Genomic DNA, 21158 nt, shown 5'->3' with positions numbered 1-21158 from the left:
GGGAGAAGCTGTAAAGTTAACGCAGCTTATCCTTTATGCAAAGTTCATTAGAGTTGCACTTGCGAGTTGAATTCAGGGGTTATTGAGAAGGGCGTTCTGGTTTATTATCAATTATTTTTTTTGATTTTTCAATAATCCATTTGATTTGTCTGCAAATTCCCATCAGTAAGTTAAACTCATTTCGCTTAATATCAATTCTGGCCATAAATCTTTTGACCGGAAGCATCCAGTAGTCAGAATTGTCTTCTTTTAAAAAATCAATCGCTAACAGAGTCTCTTGCAAATTTGCAGCCAAAATTTCTTGTTCTTCAAATGTTGTCGGGCGTTCTTCCGGCGGACCTGAAGGAGTAAACGGCGCGTCAAGGGCTTCTTTGAAACATTCGTAGAGAAGTATAAGAACGGCCTGTGAAAGGTTTAGAGAACTGCTTTCATCGCTTGTAGGGATATTTATAAGCCTTGAGCAAAGCTGCGTTTCTTTATTTGTCAGTCCCTTGTCTTCGGGCCCGAAAACAAGCGCAACCTTTTCCCCGTTCTTAAGTTGCTGAATAATTAAAGGGGCTGCGGTGGCAGGTGTTAAGACTCCTTTTCGCCTGCCGCCTGTTCTTGCGGTGGTTCCATAAACTTTAGTCTGTCCGGCAAGGGCTGTTTTTAAATCCGGGAATATCTGGGCTTTTTCAACTATGACATGAGCTTTAGCTGTGGCTAGAGGCATGGCTCTATCCATGCTCCAGAGTGGCGGAGTAACTAATATAAGGTTAGAGCAATCCATGTTTTTCATGGCGCGGGCTGTTGATCCTACATTTTCGGGATATTTTGTTCTGAAAAGTACGACACTGATATTTTTTAACATAAGATTTCCGAATGGGGCTCACTAAATTATTAATTGTGTATATCGCATTCGTGAGAAGCGAAGCGAGTGGTGGCTTAGTAAATTTATCTTCTCTTCGTGTCTACTGTATAACAATCATATGCGTGGACTTTATGGGCAGAATAGAAAGTATTACAATATTATCAAGAATGCTTGACCATTTTGAATCTCATCAATAGAAAAAGGATAGCTGTAATTGATCAGTCAATCATCAAAAACACTTTCAATGGAGGTTCAGGCATGGCTCTTTTCACAAAAGAGGAAGCTCTAAAGTATCATAGTGATGGCAGAAAAGGTAAGCTGGAAGTAATTTCCATCAAACCTTGTAGTACACAGAAAGACCTTTCAATGGCATATTCTCCCGGCGTAGCTGAAGCTTGCCGTGCGATCCACGCTGATGAAGAGTTATCTTACAAGTATACAGGCAGAGGAAACCTTGTTGCGGTTGTTTCTAACGGAACAGCAGTTCTCGGACTCGGGAACATCGGTCCTGCAGCGGGTAAGCCTGTTATGGAAGGTAAAGGCGTACTCTTTAAAATTTTCGCTGATGTTGATGTTTATGATCTGAACATTGATGCTTCCGATCCTGAAAAAATTATTGAATTTTGTAAAATGATTGAGCCTACCTTCGGTGGTATCAACCTCGAAGATATCAAAGCTCCAGAGTGTTTTGAGATTGAAAGAAGACTTATTGAAGAAATGAATATTCCTGTTTTTCATGATGATCAGCATGGAACTGCGATTATTTCTTCTGCTGGTATTATTAATGCTCTTGAAATTACCGGCAAAAAAATTGACGAAATTAAAATTATTGTTTCCGGTGCCGGAGCTGCGGCAATTGCTTGTTCGACATTATATGTGACTATGGGAGCTCGTCCTGAAAACATTTATATGTTTGATTCTCGCGGACTTCTATATGAAGGCCGCGCTGGCGTAACCGGTTTTAAAGCTGATTTTGCTCAGAAAGAAAACGCAGGTTCACTTGCTGAGTGTATGGTCGGTGCAGATATGTTCCTTGGACTTTCTGTTAAAGACGCAATCAATCAAGATATGGTTAAGACCATGGCTGAAGGTGCAATTATTTTTGCCTGTGCTAATCCTGATCCTGAAATCCCTTATCCTGATGTTAAAGAAGTTCGTCCTGATATCCTCATGGGAACCGGTCGTTCCGACTACCCCAATCAGGTAAATAACGTTCTTTGCTTCCCTTTCATTTTCCGCGGAGCATTGGACTGCCGTGCTACCACTATCAATAAAGAAATGAAGTTCGCAGCAGCGCATGCTCTTGCAGCTCTTGCAAAAGAGCCAGTCGGACAGGAAATTTGTGACGCATTCGGTGTCGATAAACTTGAATTCGGTATGGATTACATCATTCCGAAACCAACCGATCCTCGCGTTCTGACACGTGTTGCTCCTGCTGTCGTCAAGGCCGCAATGGAAACAGGCGTCGCCCGTATCCAGATTGATCTTGACCAGTACAAAATTGAACTTGAAGAACGCCTTAAAGCTTCTCAGGCTCGCGGCAACATGGTTGTCGAATCCTTCAATTACGACTTTTAATTAAAAAGGTTTTAATTGAAACATCAGCCCGTTTGTTTGTAAAAACACAGGCCGGTTGATTTTGATTTAAGTTTATAAAACGGCCCGACCCTCTTTTAAGAGGATCGGGCCGTTTTTTTTGGGCAATCTAATGCTTTGCAAATCAGAGAGTATGAAAGTAATCTAAACATTATGAACCAGATTAAATTAACAGAAAAACAACTTGCCATTGCGAATTCTTCCGGTCTTACAGAAGAAGAACTTATTGAATTGTTGACAGGTAAAAGTCTGATTCCTGCAGAACTTCTGGATATCGTTCAGAAAGTTGCCGAACAGACGGCTCAGGTTTTTGAGAAAGAAGAGTCCTGACAATTCGTACAGTTCAATCTTTTTAGTTAACTACCGAATATAGACTTTTTACGTTTATCAGCCGGAAAAACTGATCCTTCCTCGTTTACTTCACCTATTATCTCAAAGTTAGGGAAAAGAGTCGGGTCAAAAGTATAAGAGTAGTAGTTTCTGAATTTTATCAAATACGTATTCCAGCCATATTCGCGGCGCACTCGTGCGGCTTCTTTTATAGCATCTGCCATTGTCTGCTCCGATATTAAATCAAGTATTAGTTTAGAAATTCGGACTTATTAGTAACCGTTTTTTTGTTCGGTGGTACTATTAAGCTTATTTGATACGGGTAGGTTTGAACTGAGTTCCGATTTTTGGTTGGTTGTATTATCTGACGATAAACCTTTAAAGGCTTTTTTCAAAAAAGATTTTTTATTCATGGATGAAATGCTGGTAGTCTGAGTCATAGTGTTGCTCCTTTCGTTTTTGTTTCCCGCTAGAAACAAGCTTTACTGAATATGAGAATCAATTTCAAGTAAAAAATAGTACTTTTTGATTAAATTATTAAAAAAGGCTTCTTCTGATATTCAGAAGAAGCCTTTTTAAATGTCTTAAGTTTCCAAAATATAAGTGTTATATTTTTGTGAGAGCGGGAAGAGTCCCGCTCTCTTTTTTAATATGAATTAAACGTTTTTAAGGTCTTCAATCAGAGCTTGCAGGTCAGAGGATAAACGAGCCAGATCCGCAACTGCCTGGCTAGACTGATTCATAGCTTCAGCTGTGTCGGCGGCGATACGGTTTACTTCTTCTGTTCCTCTACTGATTTGCTCACTGGCAGCGGACTGTTCTTCACTGGCTGTGGCTATTGCTCGAACCTGATCAGCGGTTGAATCTACAATTTCCACAATGCTGTTTAGGCTGTCTCCGGCCTTACCCGCGAGATCGGTGCTTTTGGTTACCATAGTTGCAGCACTATTCATTTCTTCAATGCTTTTACGGGTTCCAGCTTGAATGGCGTGTACGGCCTGTCCTACTTCATGAGTGGCCTGCATTGTTTTTTCTGCAAGTTTGCGAACTTCGTCGGCAACGACTGCAAATCCGCGACCGGCTTCACCTGCGCGGGCAGCTTCAATTGCAGCATTCAGAGCCAGCAGGTTTGTCTGGTCTGCAATATCGGTGATGACTGTGATGACCTGACTGATTCCTTCTGCCTGAGTACCAAGGTCATTCAGTCCCGCAGCCATGATTTCCGTTGCGGAGTTTACTGCATTAATAGAGGAAACAACGTCCGCGACGATTCTTCCGCCTTCTTCTGCATTTCCTTTAGCATCCATGGCGCTTTCTGCTGCTTGCGAAGCATTTTGAGCAACTTCTAGAACTGAGGCGTTCATTTGCTCCATAGCTGTTGCTGATTCAGAAGTCCGTTCGCGCTGAATTTCTGTTCCTCTGCTGGATTCTTCGATTTGTGATGCAAGCTCTTCGGATGCGGAGGTAACTTGGTCCACAATTCCTTCAAGTTGGTTTGCAGCTTGTAGCATTCCTTCTGCTTTAGCTCTTTCGGCTGCTTCTTTTGCTTCGCTTGCTTCTTTAAGCGCCACTTGCGCGGCTTGTGTCTGGCGTTCCGCTTCTTGTGTCTTTTCTTCAGCAGTGCCTATCAGTTCAACAAGGCTTTTCACCATGCTGGACAATGCGTCGTATAAGGTAAGAAGTTCACCTCCGAAATGACGGCTGTCAGGCTTGGAGTCAAAGTTTCCGTCAGCAATGTCCTGCGCGAATTTGACCATGCTGTTGATAGGTTTTGCTACACTGTTGGCGATGAGAAGTACCACTATTAATACTAAACAGATGGCTACAGCGGATAAGATTAGACTTATATTAAGGAACTGTTGAGCTTCAGCATAAATTTTTTGTGTTGGAATGGCGAGTCCGATTGCCCAGGGAGTGCTTGTTCCTTGAACCATAATAGGTTCAAAAAGGAAAAAATATTCTTTTCCGTCAAGCGGAGAAACAATGTCTTTATGAAATGGCTTTCCGTTAGCAATCGTGGAGGATATTTCGTCACGGATATCTTGTGGAAATGCGTTAGTTATGTTTTTACCGATCAGACTTTTGTCGGGGTGGGCAACACAGTATCCTTTGTTGGAAGCTAGAAAAGCATAACCTGTTTCCATTGGGCGAATAGTGTCGACCATTTTTTGGAAAGCATTAAGGACGAAGTCGATTCCTACTATACCGATAAATCGACCGTTTTTGATCATAGGAACACTGATAGTGGCCATACTAGTTTTAGCTACTTCTGTGTAGTATGGTTCCGTCAGGATCGGGCCACCGGCGTCTCTTGGACCCATGTACCATGCCCGGGTTGTGCCGGGTTTGTATTGAATTAGATCTTCGGCTTTTAATGCTCCGTTTTCGCGCCAGAAGTACGGTCCATATTCACCGTTTGGTCCGTACCATGCTTTTGTTCCTTTATATTCTGCATCGCGACCATCAAGTGCATTCGGTTCCATTACAACCTGAGTTCCGAAAAACATAGGATCAGAAAGAGTAAGCTGCTGTATGAAATGGTCAGCCATTTCGCGGTCAAGGTTATGTCCATAACTGGAAAAAGACATAAACGCGGCAGACCCGGCCAGTGCGGCATCCAAGGCTTTTTCAATATTGTTTTTTACTTGATTGCCATATCTGGCAGCCATTTCCTCAGCCATTTCAGTCGCTTGATCTCTGGAAATTTGTCGGGTTTTGGTTACCGTAATACTGGTGAAAGTTACGAAAATTAAAATCATGAGAACACTCATACTAATGGCAATTTTGGGTCCAATCCGCAAATTTTTCAGCATGTCCATCTCCTTGGAGAGCAATTGTTTCTAACTCAAGTAACCATTAAACAGTAAATTAGTTTAGTAAGTTAGTTTAGTTTTATTTATAATATATTCTCTGAATAGGCCACGTTTTTGTTAAAACAGATTGTATTTTTGAAAAATTAAAGTGAAATTTAGATTTTTGATCAGGTTTTTAAGGGAAAATTAATTCTATTCCAATAGGGCAGTGGTCGGATCCTAGGACATTTGGTTCTATCCAGGCTTTTTTTACATTGTTGTTTAATTCTTCAGATACGAAGAAGTAGTCTATCCGCCAACCCGCATTGTTCTTTCGAGCATTAAAGCGGTAACTCCACCACGAATAATTGCTGCCTTCAGATTCGAACAGTCTAAAGGTATCAATATATCCGTGCTCAATAAATTTATCCAACCATGCCCGCTCAATGGGCAGAAAACCTGATCTTTCAGAGTTGGCTTTAGGGTTTTTAAGATCGATTTCTTTGTGCGCGGTATTAAAATCACCTCCCACCACAATTGGCTTCTTTTTGCGCAGTTTTTCTGCATATTCGAGAAAACAGTCATAAAAACCCATTTTATATTCAAGCCGGCCGTCATTCATCTGGCCGTTAGGGTAATAAATGTTGAACAGGTAGAAGTGTTCATACTCCATGAGAATTACACGTCCTTCACCTTGGTAGAGTTCATCAGGAAGGCCCAAAGAGTAGGAGAGGAAAGGTGTTCGTGAAAAGCAGGCTGTGCCGGAATATCCTTTCTTGCCCTTTGACCAGTTCCAGATTGATTCATACCCTTCGTAGTCGCGATGAGTGTCCGGTATTTGATCCGGGTGGGCTTTAGTTTCCTGCAACATTACCACATCTGCATCGCTTTGCTGGAACCATTCTGTAAAATCTTTTTTAACTATAGCTCGATATCCATTAACATTCCAAGAGTAAATTTTCATTATTTAATCCTTTTTTTTGCAGTGGTAGCAAATTTGACCAGAGGATATACCTATGGCGGTTACAATTTCCCAACCTGATTTTTGAGTCATATTTTGAATATTTGTGTGGTTCAAATCGTTAAAAATACCCGCGATTCTTCGGTTTTTTTCAGAATTAGGCTGGGCCGTAAAGTATGTGAAAATGAGAGTTTCGCAAGATTCGTGTGCCCATTTCATAAATTCAGCGGGCGCGTGGAGAAATTCCAAGGTGAACAGAGCTGTCACAACATCAAATTCCCGGTCAGGGTATTGATGCTGATTCAGGTCTGCCACAATACAGTTTCTGCTTCGTGCGACAATATCAAGCGGGATGTAGATACATTTTTCGGGTATGTAATCCCGTAAAAGCATAAGACCGGCTCCGGCATCAAGAACAGTAGAGTGCTCAGGTACAAACTGTCCGGCTATTCCCGCGCGCAGATCAGGTTCATTATATAAGGAGTTCCAGCGGGACCAGCGTCCGCAATCGGTAGATTTCGCTTTGATAAGCCGTTCAGTATAAGCCGTAAATATTTCAGCTGTAACTGAAGGGCGCATGGATGGAGACATGGTGCAGTGTGCAATCCACGGTTTATGGTAAACGGGTAAAGGAGTGATTGAACGGTCAAGGCTTACGATGTTGCATGATTCGTGGCTTACGACATAAGGGACCAGCGGACCTCCCATATCTTCGTGAGGGAATCTGAAGGAGTCATACCCTAAGTCTCGCAGAATGGTCATTATTTCAACAAAATCGTTCATTCCTTGCCGGGTCATATGGTAATGCCCTTTTTCCCATATAATAACTGCAACTCTCCCTGTCTTGAGCAGGTTTAAAGCTCCTTTAATCGTTTGCAGTTCATGTCCTTCAGTATCAATTTTCAGGAAAATTCTGTTGTCGCAGTCAGTGAATCCGGTTTTGGTTGCAATCTGGTCTATTGAATCAAGCGCAACTTTTATCGGGTCCAGTTTTTCAGTTAAGCCGGGACGATCCATCAGGCTATGTCCCATTGAGGAATTCTGTCGCAAAAGACTGTATCCGGCATGGTCTGAGGCCGCACATTCTGCTATGGTGACATCGGCCGAGCATTCGTTGAAGTCGACCCACAATCGCAACCGTTTAATGTTGGCGGGATGTGGTTCCACAGCAAGAACTTTAATTTTTCCGGGAAATTTAAGCGCCGCGGTCAGGGTATATAATCCGAAATGAGCACCTACATCGATAAAAATGTCATCGGGTTGTAAGTGGGCGTGAACGAAAGCTCGGGAAGCGTATTCAAAGCCTCCTGTTTTTGTTTCGCGGAAATGTAGGGAAGATACTCCGGCATCACCCATTTCCGATTCAGCCAGCAGCATTTTAAATTCAGGCTCACCTGATTCATTTTTGAATACACTTGGAATAGACATCCACGTCTCGGGATGAGATTTCAGTGCCTCTAATATGTCTTGTTGATTCATTATTTTACCAGCTTGTCTAAGAGTCTTAATAAACTACTACATTATAGATCGTCGCAGAAAAAGTATTTTTTAAATGAGGCCGATATTTATAAATGAGAAAGGCCCGCATAAAGCGGGCCTTTCTGGAAAAATAAAACGGGGTTACCCGTAAATGAGAACAAAGACTATTCGTCAGTAGTACTGCTAGCCTTGATGAAACCGATGACTGCAATAGTCATAGTGAGACCGAGAAAAAACCAGAAAAAACTCATCATATCCGTTTCCTCCATGTAATGCTTGTCAATATAGACTTAATCTCATAGCAAAAAAAAAGGAGCTTGAACAGTCTGTATTCAGGGGTGAGTGGGTTTTGTCGTTAAAGCTTTGTATAAATTAAACTGAAAGGTTCAGCACGGCCCCTTTTGCCTGAGGCGCGAGATTTCCTGTATTTTGGATTTTATCCAACAATTCACCCGCCGCAGCCGGGGCTGTTTGAGCGGTTATGCCGGGGTGTAGTTCTTCAGCTTTTTTGAGTGCCTTATCGAGTCCTTTTTTAAAGGAACTTAGAGAGTTGCCTTCTGTCTTTAGAACTTGATCAATCATACTTTTAATGGAATCGGCTGTTTCTTCACCGAATTGTCTGTTCAACTGGGCAAAGGTATTGCTGAGGTTTATCTTCGCGGCAGTTCCGGGCTGAGCAGCAAAAAAATGTTCCTGCAAGCCGTTTTCAAAATGATTGTTCATAGCATTGTTGAGGTTCGAGTTGAAATGTTCCATCACCTGATCTCCGGCAGAAAAACCGAAGTTGCGGTCAATGAACTGGATGGACTTCAACAATCCGTTACTAAGGGAATCCTCAGTAATCTGATCACCTGAATTAGCTATGACAATTCCTTTGAAAGCAGTGGCGGCGTCTTTGCCGAATTTGTTTTCGATAAAGTCGGAAGCGTCTGCAAGGGCTCCGGCAAGCTCAGAAGGGTCTTTGGAAGACGGTTCGTTCTCCAAAGCACCCTTTTGAATGTTATTGCTTGAAGTTTCCGTTGCAACGGTCTTTTGAGCGATCAGATCGGCGAATTGGTTAGCAGTATTTACAGGAGGGGCCGATACATTCAGGCGCGTCGCTCCCACGCCGGAAGATCGGCTCCCGCCTAAAAGCGAAGCCTGACTGTTTTGCCAGCTCGGTGCTCCGTATGTACTTTTTAATGCTGATGCGTCGATATGCATAACCGTATTCCTTCCTTGCTGGATATATCGGTCTATTGCTTAAATCAGTTTAGGTTGATTTGAAAAAAAAGCGTAAAAATTATTCCTTTTATTGACGGACTTAACTGCTGACCGTATCTTCCCGGGTATGAATATTCCCTCAATTAAAGAATTTATTAAGAGTAAAAAGGTAGTGCTTGCTGTAATTGCAGGTGTAATCGCGCTGATTGCAATAATTTTCTGTGTGATAACTGTGCAGAATAATTTTGCCGAGGAAAGAGCTCGTATTGCTGAGCAAAATCGTATTGAACAGGAGCGTATCCTTACAGAACAGCAGAATAAGGCTCGCGAAAAAGTTGTTTTCAGCATGAAACGGCTTATAGAAACGGGGCATGCTGAAACGGCTCTTACGGTCGCGGAAAAAAATAAGGATCTTATGAATGATGAGCTTCAAGCTCTTATTCATTTGGCTACAGAGAAAGATCTGCTATTTAGAATTGAGAATACATCTAAATGGAATTATTCAGAATTAGCCAAGTATTACTCACAACTGGCTTCTCTTGAACCGGAAAACTCAAGATATATCAAAGAGCTTAAAGGATATGACAGGAAGCTCCAGCGAAAGCTGGAAAAAAAGCTTTACGCTAGAGCGCAGACCCTTCCAATGCGTGACTATAAAGCCAATATGGATATTTATGCCGAATTGATGCGGTTGAATCCGGGTGAAGGGCTGTATCAAAGCAAATATGACCGTTATAAAAGTATGTATGACGCGTTCATGAAAGATCTGGAGAAGTTTGGAGAAAAGCCTGAAAGAACAGCCGGAGACGGATATTATGTTGAAGTTGAAAAATATCTGAAAGAAAACTCAGAGTTTCCCGAAACATTGCAGATGGAACGATGTACAGATTGTTATTTCACAGATAGCGGGTGGCTTGTGGGTTGTAACTACAGCGAACAAAATGAAGTAGGTTCACGGATCAGCGAATTTTTATGGTTCACCATTAGTAATTCTACAGTGCAGAAGGTTGAAGCCGGCGGAGCATATACCGTTAATTAATTGTTCCGCTAATTTTTACGCATAAAAAAGCCCCGCTCAGATAAAACTATCTGAGCGGGGCTTTTTCTGTGGACTATGAAAAGTCGTAAGAAATCTAGAAAGGCAAATCTAGTCTTCGACTTCTTTCAGCCATTCGCCCAAAGTATCAATGATTTTGCGGGCCTGAGCAGGACTGGAAATATTGAACTTGGATTGTGGGCGGTATTCGCCGTTCATTTTACGGAAGCGGCGGATTGTGTACATGTCCTTTCCGAACTCTTCAGTTTTGCGGTCAAGCTGCTGGTAGCGGAAAAGAATTGTGGTCCATGCACCCTTGGTTAGAACTTCTTTTGCCAGTTCTTTTACAACTATTTGGCCGTCTTCTTCATATTGTATGGTCAATTCTTCGATTGTGGAACTCATATGATCTCCTTGAAGGGTTGTTTTTATACTCTAGGATTTGCCGTAATTGTTCGGTCTTGTCAAAGGTGATCATTTGGAATTTCTTGACATACGTTACAAACGGATTAAGTTCCGTGTCTTCCCCGCGCGAGCCTCCAGCCTCTGGCCTTTTAGCCTGCCGACTGTGCCCCACGGAGACACCACCAAATCAGGAGGTTTCTCAATGGACTCATCTTTACGGTCCAGGTTTCGTTTTCTCATTCCAGCCAGTGTGAATTATTTTAAGTCTGGATATTCTCTTCAATCATTTCGATGCGATTTTGCAGCAGGAATAACTGTTGGCATCGTGGCTTTGCCATTGGCTATGGCGTTTGCAATTGCTTCAGGAGCTCCTCCAGAGAAAGGACTCATAACAGCTATTGTCGCCGGATTCGTTATTTCTGCATTAGGTGGCACTCGTTTTCAAATCGGTGGCCCTACTGGAGCCTTTGTTGTTATCATTGCGGGGGTTATAGCTCGTCAAGGTTACGAAGGAATGATTGTTGCGACATTAATGGCTGGCTTCTTACTGATATTAATGGGCGTATTCGGTTTAGGTAAATTATTACAATATATTCCATATCCCGTAACAACGGGATTTACCTCAGGGATAGGGCTGCTCATATTTACCTCTCAAATCAAAGATTTTTTGGGACTCAAAATTGAGCAGTTACCTTCGGATTTTATTGAACGTATTCAAGTGTGTGCCCAGAATATTTCAACAACAGACAGCACAACTCTCACCCTTGGGATAGTTACCCTCCTATTAATGCTACTTGTCCGGCGATACATTCCGAAAATTCCGGCACCTTTTGTCGGTATATTTGTAGCTACGGCTGTAACTTGGATTTTTGGACTTGAAATTGAAACAATCGGAACGCGATTTGGCGGAATTCCTTCAAAATTGCCTGCGTTTGTTCCTTTTTGGCATTTTAGTGGAAAGATTCAAAGCCTCCTTCCTGATGCTCTCACTATTGCGATACTTGCGGGTATTGAATCATTGCTCAGTGCGACTGTTGCTGACGGAATGAGTGGAGATCGTCACAATTCTTCCACAGAACTTGTAGCCCAAGGATTGGCGAATATAGGGTCTGCGCTCTTTGGGGGTATTCCTGCTACCGGTGCAATTGCCAGAACTGCTACGAACATTCGGGCCGGTGCTTATTCCCCTATGGCCGGGATTATCCATGCGTTAACATTAATTATATTTATTGCGGCCTGTGCGCCGCTGGCATCGCACATCCCGCTGGCTAGTCTTGCTGGGGTTCTCATGCTTGTAGCATGGGATATGAGTGATCCTCATCGTATGCGCCGTTTGTTCTTTGCTCCAAAGTCTGATTCTGTGGTTATGCTGATAGCCTTCGGACTGACAGTCTTTGTTGACCTGACAGTTGCAGTTGAGGTTGGGGTTGTGCTGGCAGCCTTATTGTTTATGAAGCGGATGAGTGAAATTTCAGACATACACAGTTTGGATACAGGATTGCCGAGAGAGGAGAGGTTTAGCAGGAAGGACGGTCGTGAGAAAGTTGTTGTCTATGAAATATCAGGGCCATTCTTTTTCGGGATGGCTCAACGTTTTATAGACGTTATGCGATTTACTCGAAAGAAACCTGAAGTTATCGTTCTTTGTATGCGCTTAGTTCCGGTTATAGATGCAACAGGCATTGAAGCTTTGGAAACAGTAATTCGTCAGACACAGGCGCAGGGGATTAAGATCTTACTGTCAGGGGTCCATTCCAACATACGTAAAATTATGGAGCGGCTCGGCACTGATAAGCTCGTTGGTCCAGAAAATATCTTCCCTGATTTCCCAACAGCTATAGCTCAGGAAGTATTACATACACCTCCTCCTAAAAAAGCTTAATATACCCTTTTTGTTAATTCATATAAGGCCAAAGCTCGCGCTTTGGCCTTTTTTGTTTTTAATATCTCGCCTACTCAAAAATCAAATATTCACTTAAATCAGCATGGAGTATTTTCTTAAGCTCAGCCATGTTGTCTTTTTTAACTTCTGCGAACATGAACGCGAAAACCGGGAACTCTTTATAATCAATCTTGCGTAATTCAAGTGGTTTAGTGAAGTATGAATTGAATGATTCGTAGTTGATATCTTTGATTTTTGAACGGTCAACATTTGAATCTATTTCGCCTATTGTCATGGCGCAGACTTTGTCTTTATTCTTAGCAAAAATCTCATCCCAATCCGGGGTGAGTCCTTCCATGAAATATTTATACGGGTTGATTCCGTATGCGAAGTAGGCAAGATCCGTTACGCACCAGCCTGCAAAGCGCATGGGGTTAACTTCAATTACGCCTAGATTACCTTTTTCATAGCCTCTGATTTCAATATGGAGCGGGAAATTTTTGAGTCCGGCGCGTTTTCCTATTTCAGTCAGCAGTCCTTCAAATTTGTCATGCCATTTTTTGATGATATCAGTGGAGGTTATATAGACCCGGTCACTTACATCATCACTTGATGCGAAAAGATGTCCCAGAATGTCGAGAATTACTGGTTTTCCTTCCTTGTCGAAATACGCATCAACAGCAAATTCTTCGCCTTCTATACACTGTTCAATGATAAACATATCCAGTTCAAGAACTTTGGCGGGATACATTGTCTTGATGTGTTCAATTTCTTCTTTGATTGCGGTAACTGCGTCATGCCAGCCTTGAATTGATTCTACTATGTGCACACCAAGACTGAAAAAGCCAACGCTCGGTTTGATTACACAGGGGATAGGCAGGTCTTCAGGATTTATTGAATCAAGTTCTTCGAACGGAACTGTTTTATAAAAAAAGTCGGGATATAAATCTTTTACGAGATCGCGAAAGGCGGCCTTGTCTTTGAATAAACGAATCTTTTGTGACAGATCACCGGAAGTTAAATTGTTGTCAATCCAGTTGATAGCGTTTTCAGAATTAGAATAGACAGGCTGGTCAGGGTTTGCCTTATAAAAATTGATAAAATCCTGTTCGTTCACAAGCGAAAGAGGAGAATCCTGCATTGCCGTGCGAGCTGTTTCATTGTCCAGAACATTTGCTTTCAGTTCGGTCAGGGTGTTTTTAAGTAAATCGGAGACATATGGTTTTTCTAAAATAAACATCTGTAATCCTATAGGTTGTGAATAGGGTTTCAACATAAATCATGAAGTGATTTTGGTTTGTCAGATGTCAATAATAAGTGCGGGCGAAATTGTACAGCGGTAGATTATAAAAGCTTTGGGGGAATCGAAGTAGATAGATATTTTTGATCAGAGGGGGGAAGTGAGCCCCCCTCGGAAATATGTAGTCTGTCGGCAGTGTGGTGAGTATTCGGCTCCACCCGAACTCTACTGTCGGACTTTTCGAACAGTCAGGTTTGCCTCAGTCAATCCATTCTCTGTGTATACCCGGCTGTTCGTTGACTGAATATTATGAGCGGTCGATTCCGGGTTGCCCGCCGGAACCGACCGAAGCTCGTTTAATTAAAGTGCTGCTTTATAAATGGCTGCAACTGCTGCGTCTGACATGCAACGTGGGTTAGTAAGACCACAAGCATCTTTCTGAGCATTCGCTGTCATGGTTGGGATGTCTTTTTCAGATACCTTCTTGCCGTAACGTTCGCCGAGAGCAATCAAGCCGGCAGGAATGCCTACATCGCTTGAGAGTTTACGGATTGCTGCAAGACAAGCATCTGCTGCATCACGCTTGGACAGTCCTGTGATATCTGCTCCGAGCCATTCTGCCATGTCGCAGAAACGGTCAATATTGGAGATCAGGTTGTACTCTTCAACATAAGGAAGAAGGATAGCATTACATTCGCCATGAGGCAGGTCGTAGAATCCGCCAAGCTGATGAGCCATAGCATGAACATGACCGAGGCTGGCGTTGTTGAATGCCATACCGCCCATGTACTGTGCGTAACACATGCCTTCGCGGGCTTCGATGTCTTGGCCGTTAGCTACTGCGCGGCGCAGGAATTTGGAAATGAGTCTGATAGATTTTTCAGCACAAGCATCTGTGATCGGGGTAGCAATAGTAGAAACATATGCTTCAATGGAATGAGTAAGAGCATCCATACCGGTAGCAGCGGTAAGGGCTGGTGGCATACCCATCATCAGTAATGGATCATCAAGAGCAATACCTGGAGTTACGCGCCAGTCAACGATGGCCATTTTTACTTTGCGGGATGTGTCGGTGATGATGCAAAAACGGGTCATTTCTGAAGCGGTACCAGCAGTTGTGTTAACTGCGATGTAAGGAGGCATTGCCTTTGTTGATTTGTCTACGCCTTCGTAGTCGTGAATTGTGCCGCCGTTCGCAACAACAAGGCCTACACCTTTACCACAGTCATGTGAGCTTCCGCCACCGAGGGTGATAAGTGAATCACACTTATTGTCTTTGTAGACCTTTACACCGTCAGCAACGTTTTTATCGGTTGGGTTTGGGATAGTTTCATCGTAAACAACGCATTCCATGCCTTCAGCTTTCAAGATGTCTGCAATCTGTTTGGTCATACCTATTGCAGTGATTCCTTTGTCGGTAACAAGTAGAGGCTTCTTGCCTCCAAGAGAACGAATGCGGGCTGGAATTTCCTTGTGTGCGCCGATACCGATGAGGGTTACACTAGGAATAAAGAAACCGTATACTTCTTCACGTACTGCCATTTGGGACCATCCTTGAGCTACATGTTTTTGAAGGTTGTACCTGCCAAGTGCTTATTAATAGTTCTCTATTAGCAATAAGAGTGCCAAAGTATAAACCCTTTTATTCTAGACAGTTATGTGGTTCGAGGGAGGTCGTGAATGGATCTGTATTCGCTTCGGACATCAGGGATGTGGTCCGTTTTTTTAGAAAAAATGAATGAAGTGAATCTCGCGAGGTATATAGAATATGCACTCGCGAGCTACTGTGTCGTTTTGCTACAGAATATGAGGGTAGTGTGTCACACGCGGAGGTCTTGTCAAACTAAAGATTATACTTATCAATTTTGCGGTACAGAGTTTTACGTCCGATTCCCAAAGCTTCGGCAGCCTTAAGTTTGTTACCGCTAAAGAAATCAATAGCTTTGATAATATGTTCCCGCTCCATGCGTTCTAATGAGAGTATTCCTGTTTCGCTATCCCTTTCCGGCTGATCTGCAATTTCGCGGGGAAGGCAGTTGCAGGTAATTACGTAATTATCGGATAGGATAATACTTCGCTCAAGAACGTTTCTGAGTTCACGGACATTACCCGGCCAATAGTAGGAAAGCATGCACTGCATGGCCCGTTCGCTCACAGTGTATTCACCTTGCCCCATTTGCTGACCAAGTTTTCTAAGGAAAAAATCTACGAGCAGTGGCACATCTTCCCGCCTGTCTTTAAGGGGCGGCAGATTAATATTGAATACATTGATGCGATGAAAGAGAGCTTCATGAAATCTTCCGGCTTCAACTTCCTGCGCAAGGTTACGGTTTGTGGCGAAAAGAAAGCGTATATCCACAGTGCGTTCGTCTTTTTCTCCGACTCTGCGGAAAGTATGTGATTCCAGCACGCGCAGTAGGGAAGCTTGGACTTCCATCGGCAGTTCACCTATTTCATCCAGAAAAAGAGTCCCGGTATGAGCAAACGTCATAAGCCCGTCACTGTTTTCCATGGCTCCGGTAAATGAACCGCGTGTATGTCCGAAAAGTTCACTGCGTGCGAGTTCTTTTTGCAGGGTTGCGCAGTTTTTTACTATGAGAGGTTTGCCGGAACGACCGCTTGCCGTATGAATACTGCGTGCAACAACATCTTTACCTGCCCCTGAATCTCCCGTGATAAGGACAGGAACTTCCGTTGGAGCTACTTTGCTGATCAGATGGTGAATATGTTTTATCGAACTGGCTTTTCCGATAAGCTGTGTGCTGGCTGTATCGTTTTGAGAATGTTTATAGCTGCGGTTTTCTCGTTGCAGGCAGACTCTTTGCCATGCCCGTTCGACTACCAGCTCCACTCTATCGAGCCTGAAAGGCTTGGTTATGTAGTCGTATGCGCCTATGCGGATTGCTTCCACTGCGTTATCAATGTTGCCATGCCCGGTGATGAGTATGACTTCACCATCCGGCTCGATGTCCTTGAATTCGGTAAGAAGTTCAAGCCCGTTTCCGTCAGGTAGTCTTATATCAGAAATGATTACGTCGTAGCGGTTTTTTCGTATCTGCTCTCTGGCGGCTTCAGCGCAGTTTGCAGTATGGAGAATCCGTTCAGGGCTTGCCAGTTCCTTACTAAGTAGTTTCAATATGGATTCTTCGTCATCTATAACAAGAATTTTATATGATTCCGGCATTATTATTATCTCACTGAATTGGAAGGAGTACTGTGAAGCAGGACCCTTTGCCTGGGCTGCTGTCCACGATGATTTCACCTTTGTGTTCACTTACGATATTGTAGCAGGTAGATAACCCTATGCCTATTCCGTGTCCGACGGATTTAGTCGTAAAAAACGGTTCGAAAAGCATATCTTTATTTTCCGGAGGAATGCCGCACCCTGAGTCGCTGACTTTCAGTCCTACTTGGTTATTCTCTGTAAAGGTTTTAACATGGATCTCGCCGGATTCTCCTACCGCATCGATAGCGTTGGTCATGAGATTCAGTATGACCTGCTTAAGTTGAGCTTCGTCTCCATATATATGAGATAAAGGGGAGGTCAATTCTATTATCAAGTGGATGTTTTTTCTTTTGCGAAATTGATGATCCAGCAATCTTAACGTGTCTTTTGCCACTTGATTAAAGTCAACGGGAAGAAAATCTGCGGCAATGGGACGGCTGAAGGAAAGCAGCGTTTTTACGATATCCTGACAGCGCAGGCATTCTTTTAAGATAGTGTTTGTGTAGTCGTTAAGATCTTCTGCCAACTCTTCCGGTACCGAGTCATCCAGTCTAGCCAGTCTACGCTGAATTCCTTCTGCAAATCCGGCTACAGCGGCCATAGGGTTATTTATTTCGTGAGCAACTCCTGCGGCCAGCACCCCGATAGTCGCCATTTTTTCTGCTTGATAAAATTTAGCTTGATACTCTTTTTCTAAAGTTACATCGCGTTTGAAAATGAGAATGCGGTTTTCAGTAAGATCAGGGTTTTTTAGCGGCGAGGCTACCATGTCAAACTGCATGTTTTTGTTGTCGATACGGAATATGGCTGTTTCTTTACACACAGAGTTGGTGGAAAGAGCCCGGAAAGCCGGACATTCAGAACACGGATGATCGACATTTCTAAACAGGCTGTAGCATGTTTTACCTATAGGATTGATGCCGGGAAAAAGCTGTTCAAAAACATGGTTGACCGAGATGATTTCCAATTTTTCAGAAAGAACCATCATTACGTCTGTTATGCCGTCAAGAATTGCTGCAATTTCACGCCGCTGGTCTTCTGATTGAAGATTCAGAGTCGTGAGTTCCTGAATATTATTTTGCAATTCCTGAAAGAAATTAAGCTTATTATGCTCGATTCCTATGAGGTCGAGAAGTGAAGTGTTGTTGCTCATTACCATGCCTCGATGCAGATGCCGAGCAGGTCGCGCCAGTCGGCTTTTCTGGGGTTGGGAACAGCACAGGCATCCTGAACAGCCATATGACATATTTCTTCCATATGAGAGTCATCAGGAAGGAGGTCGCGCAGTCGCATGGGGATGTCCAGTTCTTCAAACATTTGTTGCAATGTGTCGCATACCTGCTCAGCCTCTATCTCAGTAGAGTAGATATGTGCGTCGTTAATCGTACGGGCAATTACAGCCATTTTATTTCTACAGCTGGGGATGTTGAAGCGTATTACAGCCGGAAGCAGTATCGGCAGTGTCATGCCGTGCATAACATCATAGCGTCCGCCAAGTGAGTGTGCCAAAGCATGCCCTACGCCAAGTCCTGCATTACTGAAGGACATACCCGCCGCAGTGCTTGCAATAGCCAGATTTCTCAGAGCTTCAGGGTCTTTGTTATTTGCCGCAGGGTTGAGGTTTTCTGCAATCAGCTTAATAGCATTTAAGGCTTGGGATTCAGTAAAAGGGGAAGCAAGTCTCGAAACATATGACTCAATGGCGTGGGCAAGTGCGTCAATAGCTGAGGCTAGAATTAATTTACGTGATTTTGTAACGAGCAGATCCGGGTCGATGATTGAAATATTGGGTACCAGAGAACGGCTGATGATGGCCATTTTTACTTGTCGTTCTTTATCTGTGATAATTGCGTACTGTGAAACATCTGATCCGCTTCCGGCAGTGGTAGGGATAAAAATCATGGGCGGCAGAGGACGGCTTATGCGGTTAGCACCTTCATAATCGCTTATTTTACCGCCATTGCTGACTATGGTGGCAATACCTTTTGCTGCGTCGATGGGACTTCCACCCCCAAGTCCGATAATTACATCGGCCTTGTGCTCCAGATACATCTTTGCACCCTGATGGACCTGACAGTCCCGGGGGTTGGCGGTAAGGTCATTAAAATAGGCACATTCCATATTTGCTTCTTTGAGAATATTAAGGATTTTTTGAACCCAGCCCGAAGCTTCAAGCCCCTTATCACTGACTAGTAAAACCCTTTTTGCGCCAAGGCGCTGCGCACATGAAGCAAGGTACTTGATACTGCCGTTGCCGAATATTATCTCCGGTATGGCGAATTTAGTTATCTGCACAAAGACTCCTTGTTGCTCAGTATTGCTGGACTATTTTTGAAATAATGTTTTTTTTATTGTCCCCGCTGGAGGGTGTAAAGTCAAGCTGGACGCTGAGTTCTGTCCGGGGGGATATTGAAGTTTTCAAGAGTTAATCCTGCGGGATTTTTTTTCAAAACAGTGGTGTAACAATGGAGGGGAGATATCTTAAAAATATTGTTTAGAGGAAATTCTAATGCGATATGAAGCATGGTCCGAATCACTCCGGCATGAGTAACGATAACGACCGGACTGTCAAGGTCGATGATTTTTTTTAGGCCGCTTTGAACTCGTTTTTTTAGATCAGCAAAACTTTCCCCGTTAGGAGGGCGGTAGTTTGCAAGATCCTGTCCGCGTTTAATATACTCATTTGGAAATTCATTTTTAATCTGTTTAAAACTGAGTCCGTCCCAGTCTCCGAGATTTATTTCAGCAAATTCAGGACAGAGGACAACTTTTGGAGTGCAGGTTTTTTCAATTTCAGCCGCAGTTTCGCGTGTTCGCAGAAGGGGACTTGTATAGAGATGTTCAAACGGCACATCGCTTAGATATTCAGCTAGATGATTCGCTTGATTGCGTCCATTTTCTGAAAGCGGAAGATCCGTTTGTCCGATGGCTCGTCCCCCGGCTTTTTCAGCTTCACCATGACGGACGAGTATAATCATAATTGCGCCTTGATGTTATTTTCTTGCATAAAGGTCGCAGAGTTTAAAGGGCTGTGAGCGGAACTTGCCAGAAGTTCAGATGTTTTAATTCCTGCTTCATTTTCATATCGAGTCAATAAATTTTCTGCTCGTTTAAGGCGGCCATGGATAGCTTTGAGCGCATCGGGATCATTTGTCCATTTGCTGATTCTTTTTCCATACCGTTCCTTAATAGTTACCAATGTGCTTCCTTCGAAAAGCTTGTCCGCCAGAAATACTATTTCTTTTTCCGTTAACGGAGAGGTCGGATCTATTTTTGTATCACGATGCGAGGCTACGATATCGGAGATGCCTGTAAAACCGTATCCGGCTAGAAGAGTGCCTCCCCTCGCTTCATGATTCTTGCGAATTTTGGCAACATCATGCATCAGCGCAGCACTTTGCACTATATTCATATCTAATAACGGACCTTCTTTACGGGCAGAATTAAGAGCTTTCGCCATAGTGCAGGCTGCTTTAGCAACAGCTTTACAGTGCTCCTGTGTGGTTCGCGGTGTTTCGGCCAGTTCCCAGAGAGATTCACACTCTTCGGGGAGGGGGAACCGCTTGTTGCGGGAAAACTTGAGAGCAGTAGTGTAATCTTCCGGTGTATCCAGATCATGCAGAATACCGAGATCAGGCATGTTTTTGTTTCTGGCTCTTGAATCATGTTTTTCAAGGACTTTGCGAAGACCTCCAGTTCCGTCATGTAGGAGAATTTCAGGGATAAGTTTTGCATTTATGAGCGGAGGGTGTCCTCTTTCCTCTTTAAATACAGGATAAATAATATCAGATGGAGAATCTTTAAATTCGAAGGTCAAAGCGCGTACTGTTGAGGACCGTATAAGCGGGATGTCTACCGGCAGCACCAAAAAGGCTGAAACATCATCGGGTAGAGCTTTTACCCCTGCAATGACAGAAGAAAACATACCGTTTTCATAATCCGGATTATATACTGCGTGCATTCCGAGTTTATGAACTTCGGGTTCAATTTCCTCTGTTTTGTGTCCTGTAACTACAAAAACATCAGCAACTCCTCCGTCAAGCAAGGAACGGATGCAGTTTGAGAGTACAGTTCCTTCTTCCAGAGGTAGCGTGGCCTTGAGCTTTCCCATACGCGAGGAAAGCCCGGCAGCAAGAACCAGCCCATAAATTTTCATTT

General features: G+C 43.3%; 19 protein-coding genes. 4 read left to right on the top strand and 15 right to left on the bottom strand.

The window, feature by feature from the left end; genetic code table 11:
- Positions 1 to 79 precede the first annotated feature (79 nt).
- Positions 80 to 850, bottom strand: a complete 771-nt coding sequence (locus tag JEY82_RS17270) for an RNA methyltransferase (RefSeq protein ID WP_304087904.1) — start codon at positions 848 to 850, stop codon at positions 80 to 82.
- 258 nt (positions 851 to 1108) lie between these two features.
- On the opposite strand from JEY82_RS17270, the gene JEY82_RS17265 reads away from it, so the two are divergent.
- A complete protein-coding gene (locus JEY82_RS17265; protein WP_304087902.1) occupies positions 1109 to 2428 on the top strand; it encodes a malic enzyme-like NAD(P)-binding protein in 1320 nt (439 codons plus the stop codon).
- A gap of 171 nt (positions 2429 to 2599) precedes the next feature.
- Complete coding sequence (locus JEY82_RS17260) at positions 2600 to 2776, top strand: hypothetical protein (RefSeq protein WP_304087900.1); 177 nt, start codon at positions 2600 to 2602, stop codon at positions 2774 to 2776.
- Positions 2777 to 2802: 26 nt separating this feature from the next.
- Here JEY82_RS17260 and JEY82_RS17255 read toward each other — a convergent pair whose 3' ends face one another.
- From JEY82_RS17255 to JEY82_RS17230, 6 genes are all read right to left on the bottom strand, one after another.
- Positions 2803 to 3000, bottom strand: a complete 198-nt coding sequence (locus tag JEY82_RS17255; protein WP_304087898.1) for a hypothetical protein — start codon at positions 2998 to 3000, stop codon at positions 2803 to 2805.
- Between the two features lie 48 nt (positions 3001 to 3048).
- A complete protein-coding gene (locus JEY82_RS17250; RefSeq protein WP_304087897.1) occupies positions 3049 to 3216 on the bottom strand; it encodes a hypothetical protein in 168 nt (55 codons plus the stop codon).
- 216 nt (positions 3217 to 3432) lie between these two features.
- Entirely contained in the window at positions 3433 to 5589 is a 2157-nt protein-coding gene (locus JEY82_RS17245) for a methyl-accepting chemotaxis protein (protein ID WP_304087895.1), read from the bottom strand.
- A gap of 175 nt (positions 5590 to 5764) precedes the next feature.
- A complete protein-coding gene (locus tag JEY82_RS17240) occupies positions 5765 to 6532 on the bottom strand; it encodes an exodeoxyribonuclease III (RefSeq protein ID WP_304087893.1) in 768 nt (255 codons plus the stop codon).
- Between the two features lie 3 nt (positions 6533 to 6535).
- Positions 6536 to 7957 (bottom strand): FkbM family methyltransferase, encoded by a 1422-nt coding sequence (locus tag JEY82_RS17235; RefSeq protein ID WP_304087891.1) that lies wholly within the window; start codon positions 7955 to 7957, stop codon positions 6536 to 6538.
- Positions 7958 to 8380: 423 nt separating this feature from the next.
- Positions 8381 to 9211 (bottom strand): hypothetical protein, encoded by an 831-nt coding sequence (locus JEY82_RS17230; RefSeq protein ID WP_304087889.1) that lies wholly within the window; start codon positions 9209 to 9211, stop codon positions 8381 to 8383.
- A 127-nt stretch (positions 9212 to 9338) separates the two neighbouring features.
- On the opposite strand from JEY82_RS17230, the gene JEY82_RS17225 reads away from it, so the two are divergent.
- The gene (locus JEY82_RS17225) at positions 9339 to 10250 is read left to right on the top strand and encodes a hypothetical protein (RefSeq protein ID WP_304087887.1); all 912 of its coding nucleotides are present in this window, start codon (positions 9339 to 9341) and stop codon (positions 10248 to 10250) included.
- Between the two features lie 108 nt (positions 10251 to 10358).
- On the opposite strand, the gene JEY82_RS17220 is transcribed toward JEY82_RS17225, so the two are convergent.
- Entirely contained in the window at positions 10359 to 10652 is a 294-nt protein-coding gene (locus JEY82_RS17220) for a hypothetical protein (protein WP_304087886.1), read from the bottom strand.
- A gap of 202 nt (positions 10653 to 10854) precedes the next feature.
- Between JEY82_RS17220 and JEY82_RS17215 the strand changes: the two genes are divergently transcribed.
- Positions 10855 to 12534 carry a SulP family inorganic anion transporter gene (locus JEY82_RS17215; protein ID WP_304087884.1) on the top strand — a complete coding sequence of 560 codons (1680 nt, stop codon included), beginning with the start codon at positions 10855 to 10857 and terminating at the stop codon, positions 12532 to 12534.
- A gap of 70 nt (positions 12535 to 12604) precedes the next feature.
- On the opposite strand, the gene JEY82_RS17210 is transcribed toward JEY82_RS17215, so the two are convergent.
- From JEY82_RS17210 to JEY82_RS17180, 7 genes are all read right to left on the bottom strand, one after another.
- Positions 12605 to 13774: an ATP-grasp domain-containing protein gene (locus tag JEY82_RS17210; protein WP_304087882.1), complete on the bottom strand. Its 1170-nt coding sequence runs from the start codon at positions 13772 to 13774 to the stop codon at positions 12605 to 12607.
- Between the two features lie 360 nt (positions 13775 to 14134).
- On the bottom strand, positions 14135 to 15316 hold the full coding sequence (locus JEY82_RS17205; RefSeq protein WP_304087881.1) for an iron-containing alcohol dehydrogenase: 1182 nt from the start codon (positions 15314 to 15316) through the stop codon (positions 14135 to 14137).
- 301 nt (positions 15317 to 15617) lie between these two features.
- Positions 15618 to 16958, bottom strand: a complete 1341-nt coding sequence (locus JEY82_RS17200) for a sigma-54 dependent transcriptional regulator (protein ID WP_304087879.1) — start codon at positions 16956 to 16958, stop codon at positions 15618 to 15620.
- Between the two features lie 10 nt (positions 16959 to 16968).
- A complete protein-coding gene (locus tag JEY82_RS17195; RefSeq protein ID WP_304087877.1) occupies positions 16969 to 18153 on the bottom strand; it encodes a nitrogen regulation protein NR(II) in 1185 nt (394 codons plus the stop codon).
- Positions 18153 to 19295, bottom strand: coding sequence for an iron-containing alcohol dehydrogenase (locus JEY82_RS17190; protein WP_304087875.1), 1143 nt, complete (start codon positions 19293 to 19295; stop codon positions 18153 to 18155). The genes JEY82_RS17195 and JEY82_RS17190 overlap by 1 nt, the downstream gene beginning before the upstream one ends.
- A gap of 80 nt (positions 19296 to 19375) precedes the next feature.
- Entirely contained in the window at positions 19376 to 19978 is a 603-nt protein-coding gene (locus tag JEY82_RS17185; RefSeq protein ID WP_304087874.1) for a histidine phosphatase family protein, read from the bottom strand.
- Positions 19975 to 21156 (bottom strand): DVU_1551 family NTP transferase, encoded by a 1182-nt coding sequence (locus tag JEY82_RS17180; protein ID WP_304087872.1) that lies wholly within the window; start codon positions 21154 to 21156, stop codon positions 19975 to 19977. Before JEY82_RS17180 ends, JEY82_RS17185 begins: the two co-directional genes overlap by 4 nt.
- Positions 21157 to 21158 lie beyond the last annotated feature (2 nt).

Origin of the sequence: Maridesulfovibrio ferrireducens (assembly GCF_016342405.1) — a bacterium.
Lineage (GTDB): Bacteria > Desulfobacterota > Desulfovibrionia > Desulfovibrionales > Desulfovibrionaceae > Maridesulfovibrio > Maridesulfovibrio ferrireducens_A.
Note: the sequence above shows the minus strand (reverse complement) of the source record. Positions and strands in the feature narration are given on the sequence as shown.

What these genes read in the sequence shown, in the direction of transcription:
- JEY82_RS17255 (WP_304087898.1), bottom strand. Translation starts at nt 3,000, where the DNA reads ATGGCAGATGCTATAAAAGAAGCCGCACGAGTGCGCCGCGAATATGGC.
- JEY82_RS17180 (WP_304087872.1), bottom strand. Translation starts at nt 21,156, where the DNA reads ATGAAAATTTATGGGCTGGTTCTTGCTGCCGGGCTTTCCTCGCGTATG.
- JEY82_RS17185 (WP_304087874.1), bottom strand. Translation starts at nt 19,978, where the DNA reads ATGATTATACTCGTCCGTCATGGTGAAGCTGAAAAAGCCGGGGGACGA.
- JEY82_RS17230 (WP_304087889.1), bottom strand. Translation starts at nt 9,211, where the DNA reads ATGCATATCGACGCATCAGCATTAAAAAGTACATACGGAGCACCGAGC.
- JEY82_RS17195 (WP_304087877.1), bottom strand. Translation starts at nt 18,153, where the DNA reads ATGAGCAACAACACTTCACTTCTCGACCTCATAGGAATCGAGCATAAT.
- JEY82_RS17265 (WP_304087902.1), top strand. Translation starts at nt 1,109, where the DNA reads ATGGCTCTTTTCACAAAAGAGGAAGCTCTAAAGTATCATAGTGATGGC.
- JEY82_RS17260 (WP_304087900.1), top strand. Translation starts at nt 2,600, where the DNA reads ATGAACCAGATTAAATTAACAGAAAAACAACTTGCCATTGCGAATTCT.
- JEY82_RS17220 (WP_304087886.1), bottom strand. Translation starts at nt 10,652, where the DNA reads ATGAGTTCCACAATCGAAGAATTGACCATACAATATGAAGAAGACGGC.
- JEY82_RS17225 (WP_304087887.1), top strand. Translation starts at nt 9,339, where the DNA reads ATGAATATTCCCTCAATTAAAGAATTTATTAAGAGTAAAAAGGTAGTG.
- JEY82_RS17210 (WP_304087882.1), bottom strand. Translation starts at nt 13,774, where the DNA reads ATGTTTATTTTAGAAAAACCATATGTCTCCGATTTACTTAAAAACACC.
- JEY82_RS17245 (WP_304087895.1), bottom strand. Translation starts at nt 5,589, where the DNA reads ATGCTGAAAAATTTGCGGATTGGACCCAAAATTGCCATTAGTATGAGT.
- JEY82_RS17235 (WP_304087891.1), bottom strand. Translation starts at nt 7,957, where the DNA reads ATGTCTATTCCAAGTGTATTCAAAAATGAATCAGGTGAGCCTGAATTT.
- JEY82_RS17200 (WP_304087879.1), bottom strand. Translation starts at nt 16,958, where the DNA reads ATGCCGGAATCATATAAAATTCTTGTTATAGATGACGAAGAATCCATA.
- JEY82_RS17270 (WP_304087904.1), bottom strand. Translation starts at nt 850, where the DNA reads ATGTTAAAAAATATCAGTGTCGTACTTTTCAGAACAAAATATCCCGAA.
- JEY82_RS17215 (WP_304087884.1), top strand. Translation starts at nt 10,855, where the DNA reads ATGGACTCATCTTTACGGTCCAGGTTTCGTTTTCTCATTCCAGCCAGT.
- JEY82_RS17205 (WP_304087881.1), bottom strand. Translation starts at nt 15,316, where the DNA reads ATGGCAGTACGTGAAGAAGTATACGGTTTCTTTATTCCTAGTGTAACC.
- JEY82_RS17250 (WP_304087897.1), bottom strand. Translation starts at nt 3,216, where the DNA reads ATGACTCAGACTACCAGCATTTCATCCATGAATAAAAAATCTTTTTTG.
- JEY82_RS17240 (WP_304087893.1), bottom strand. Translation starts at nt 6,532, where the DNA reads ATGAAAATTTACTCTTGGAATGTTAATGGATATCGAGCTATAGTTAAA.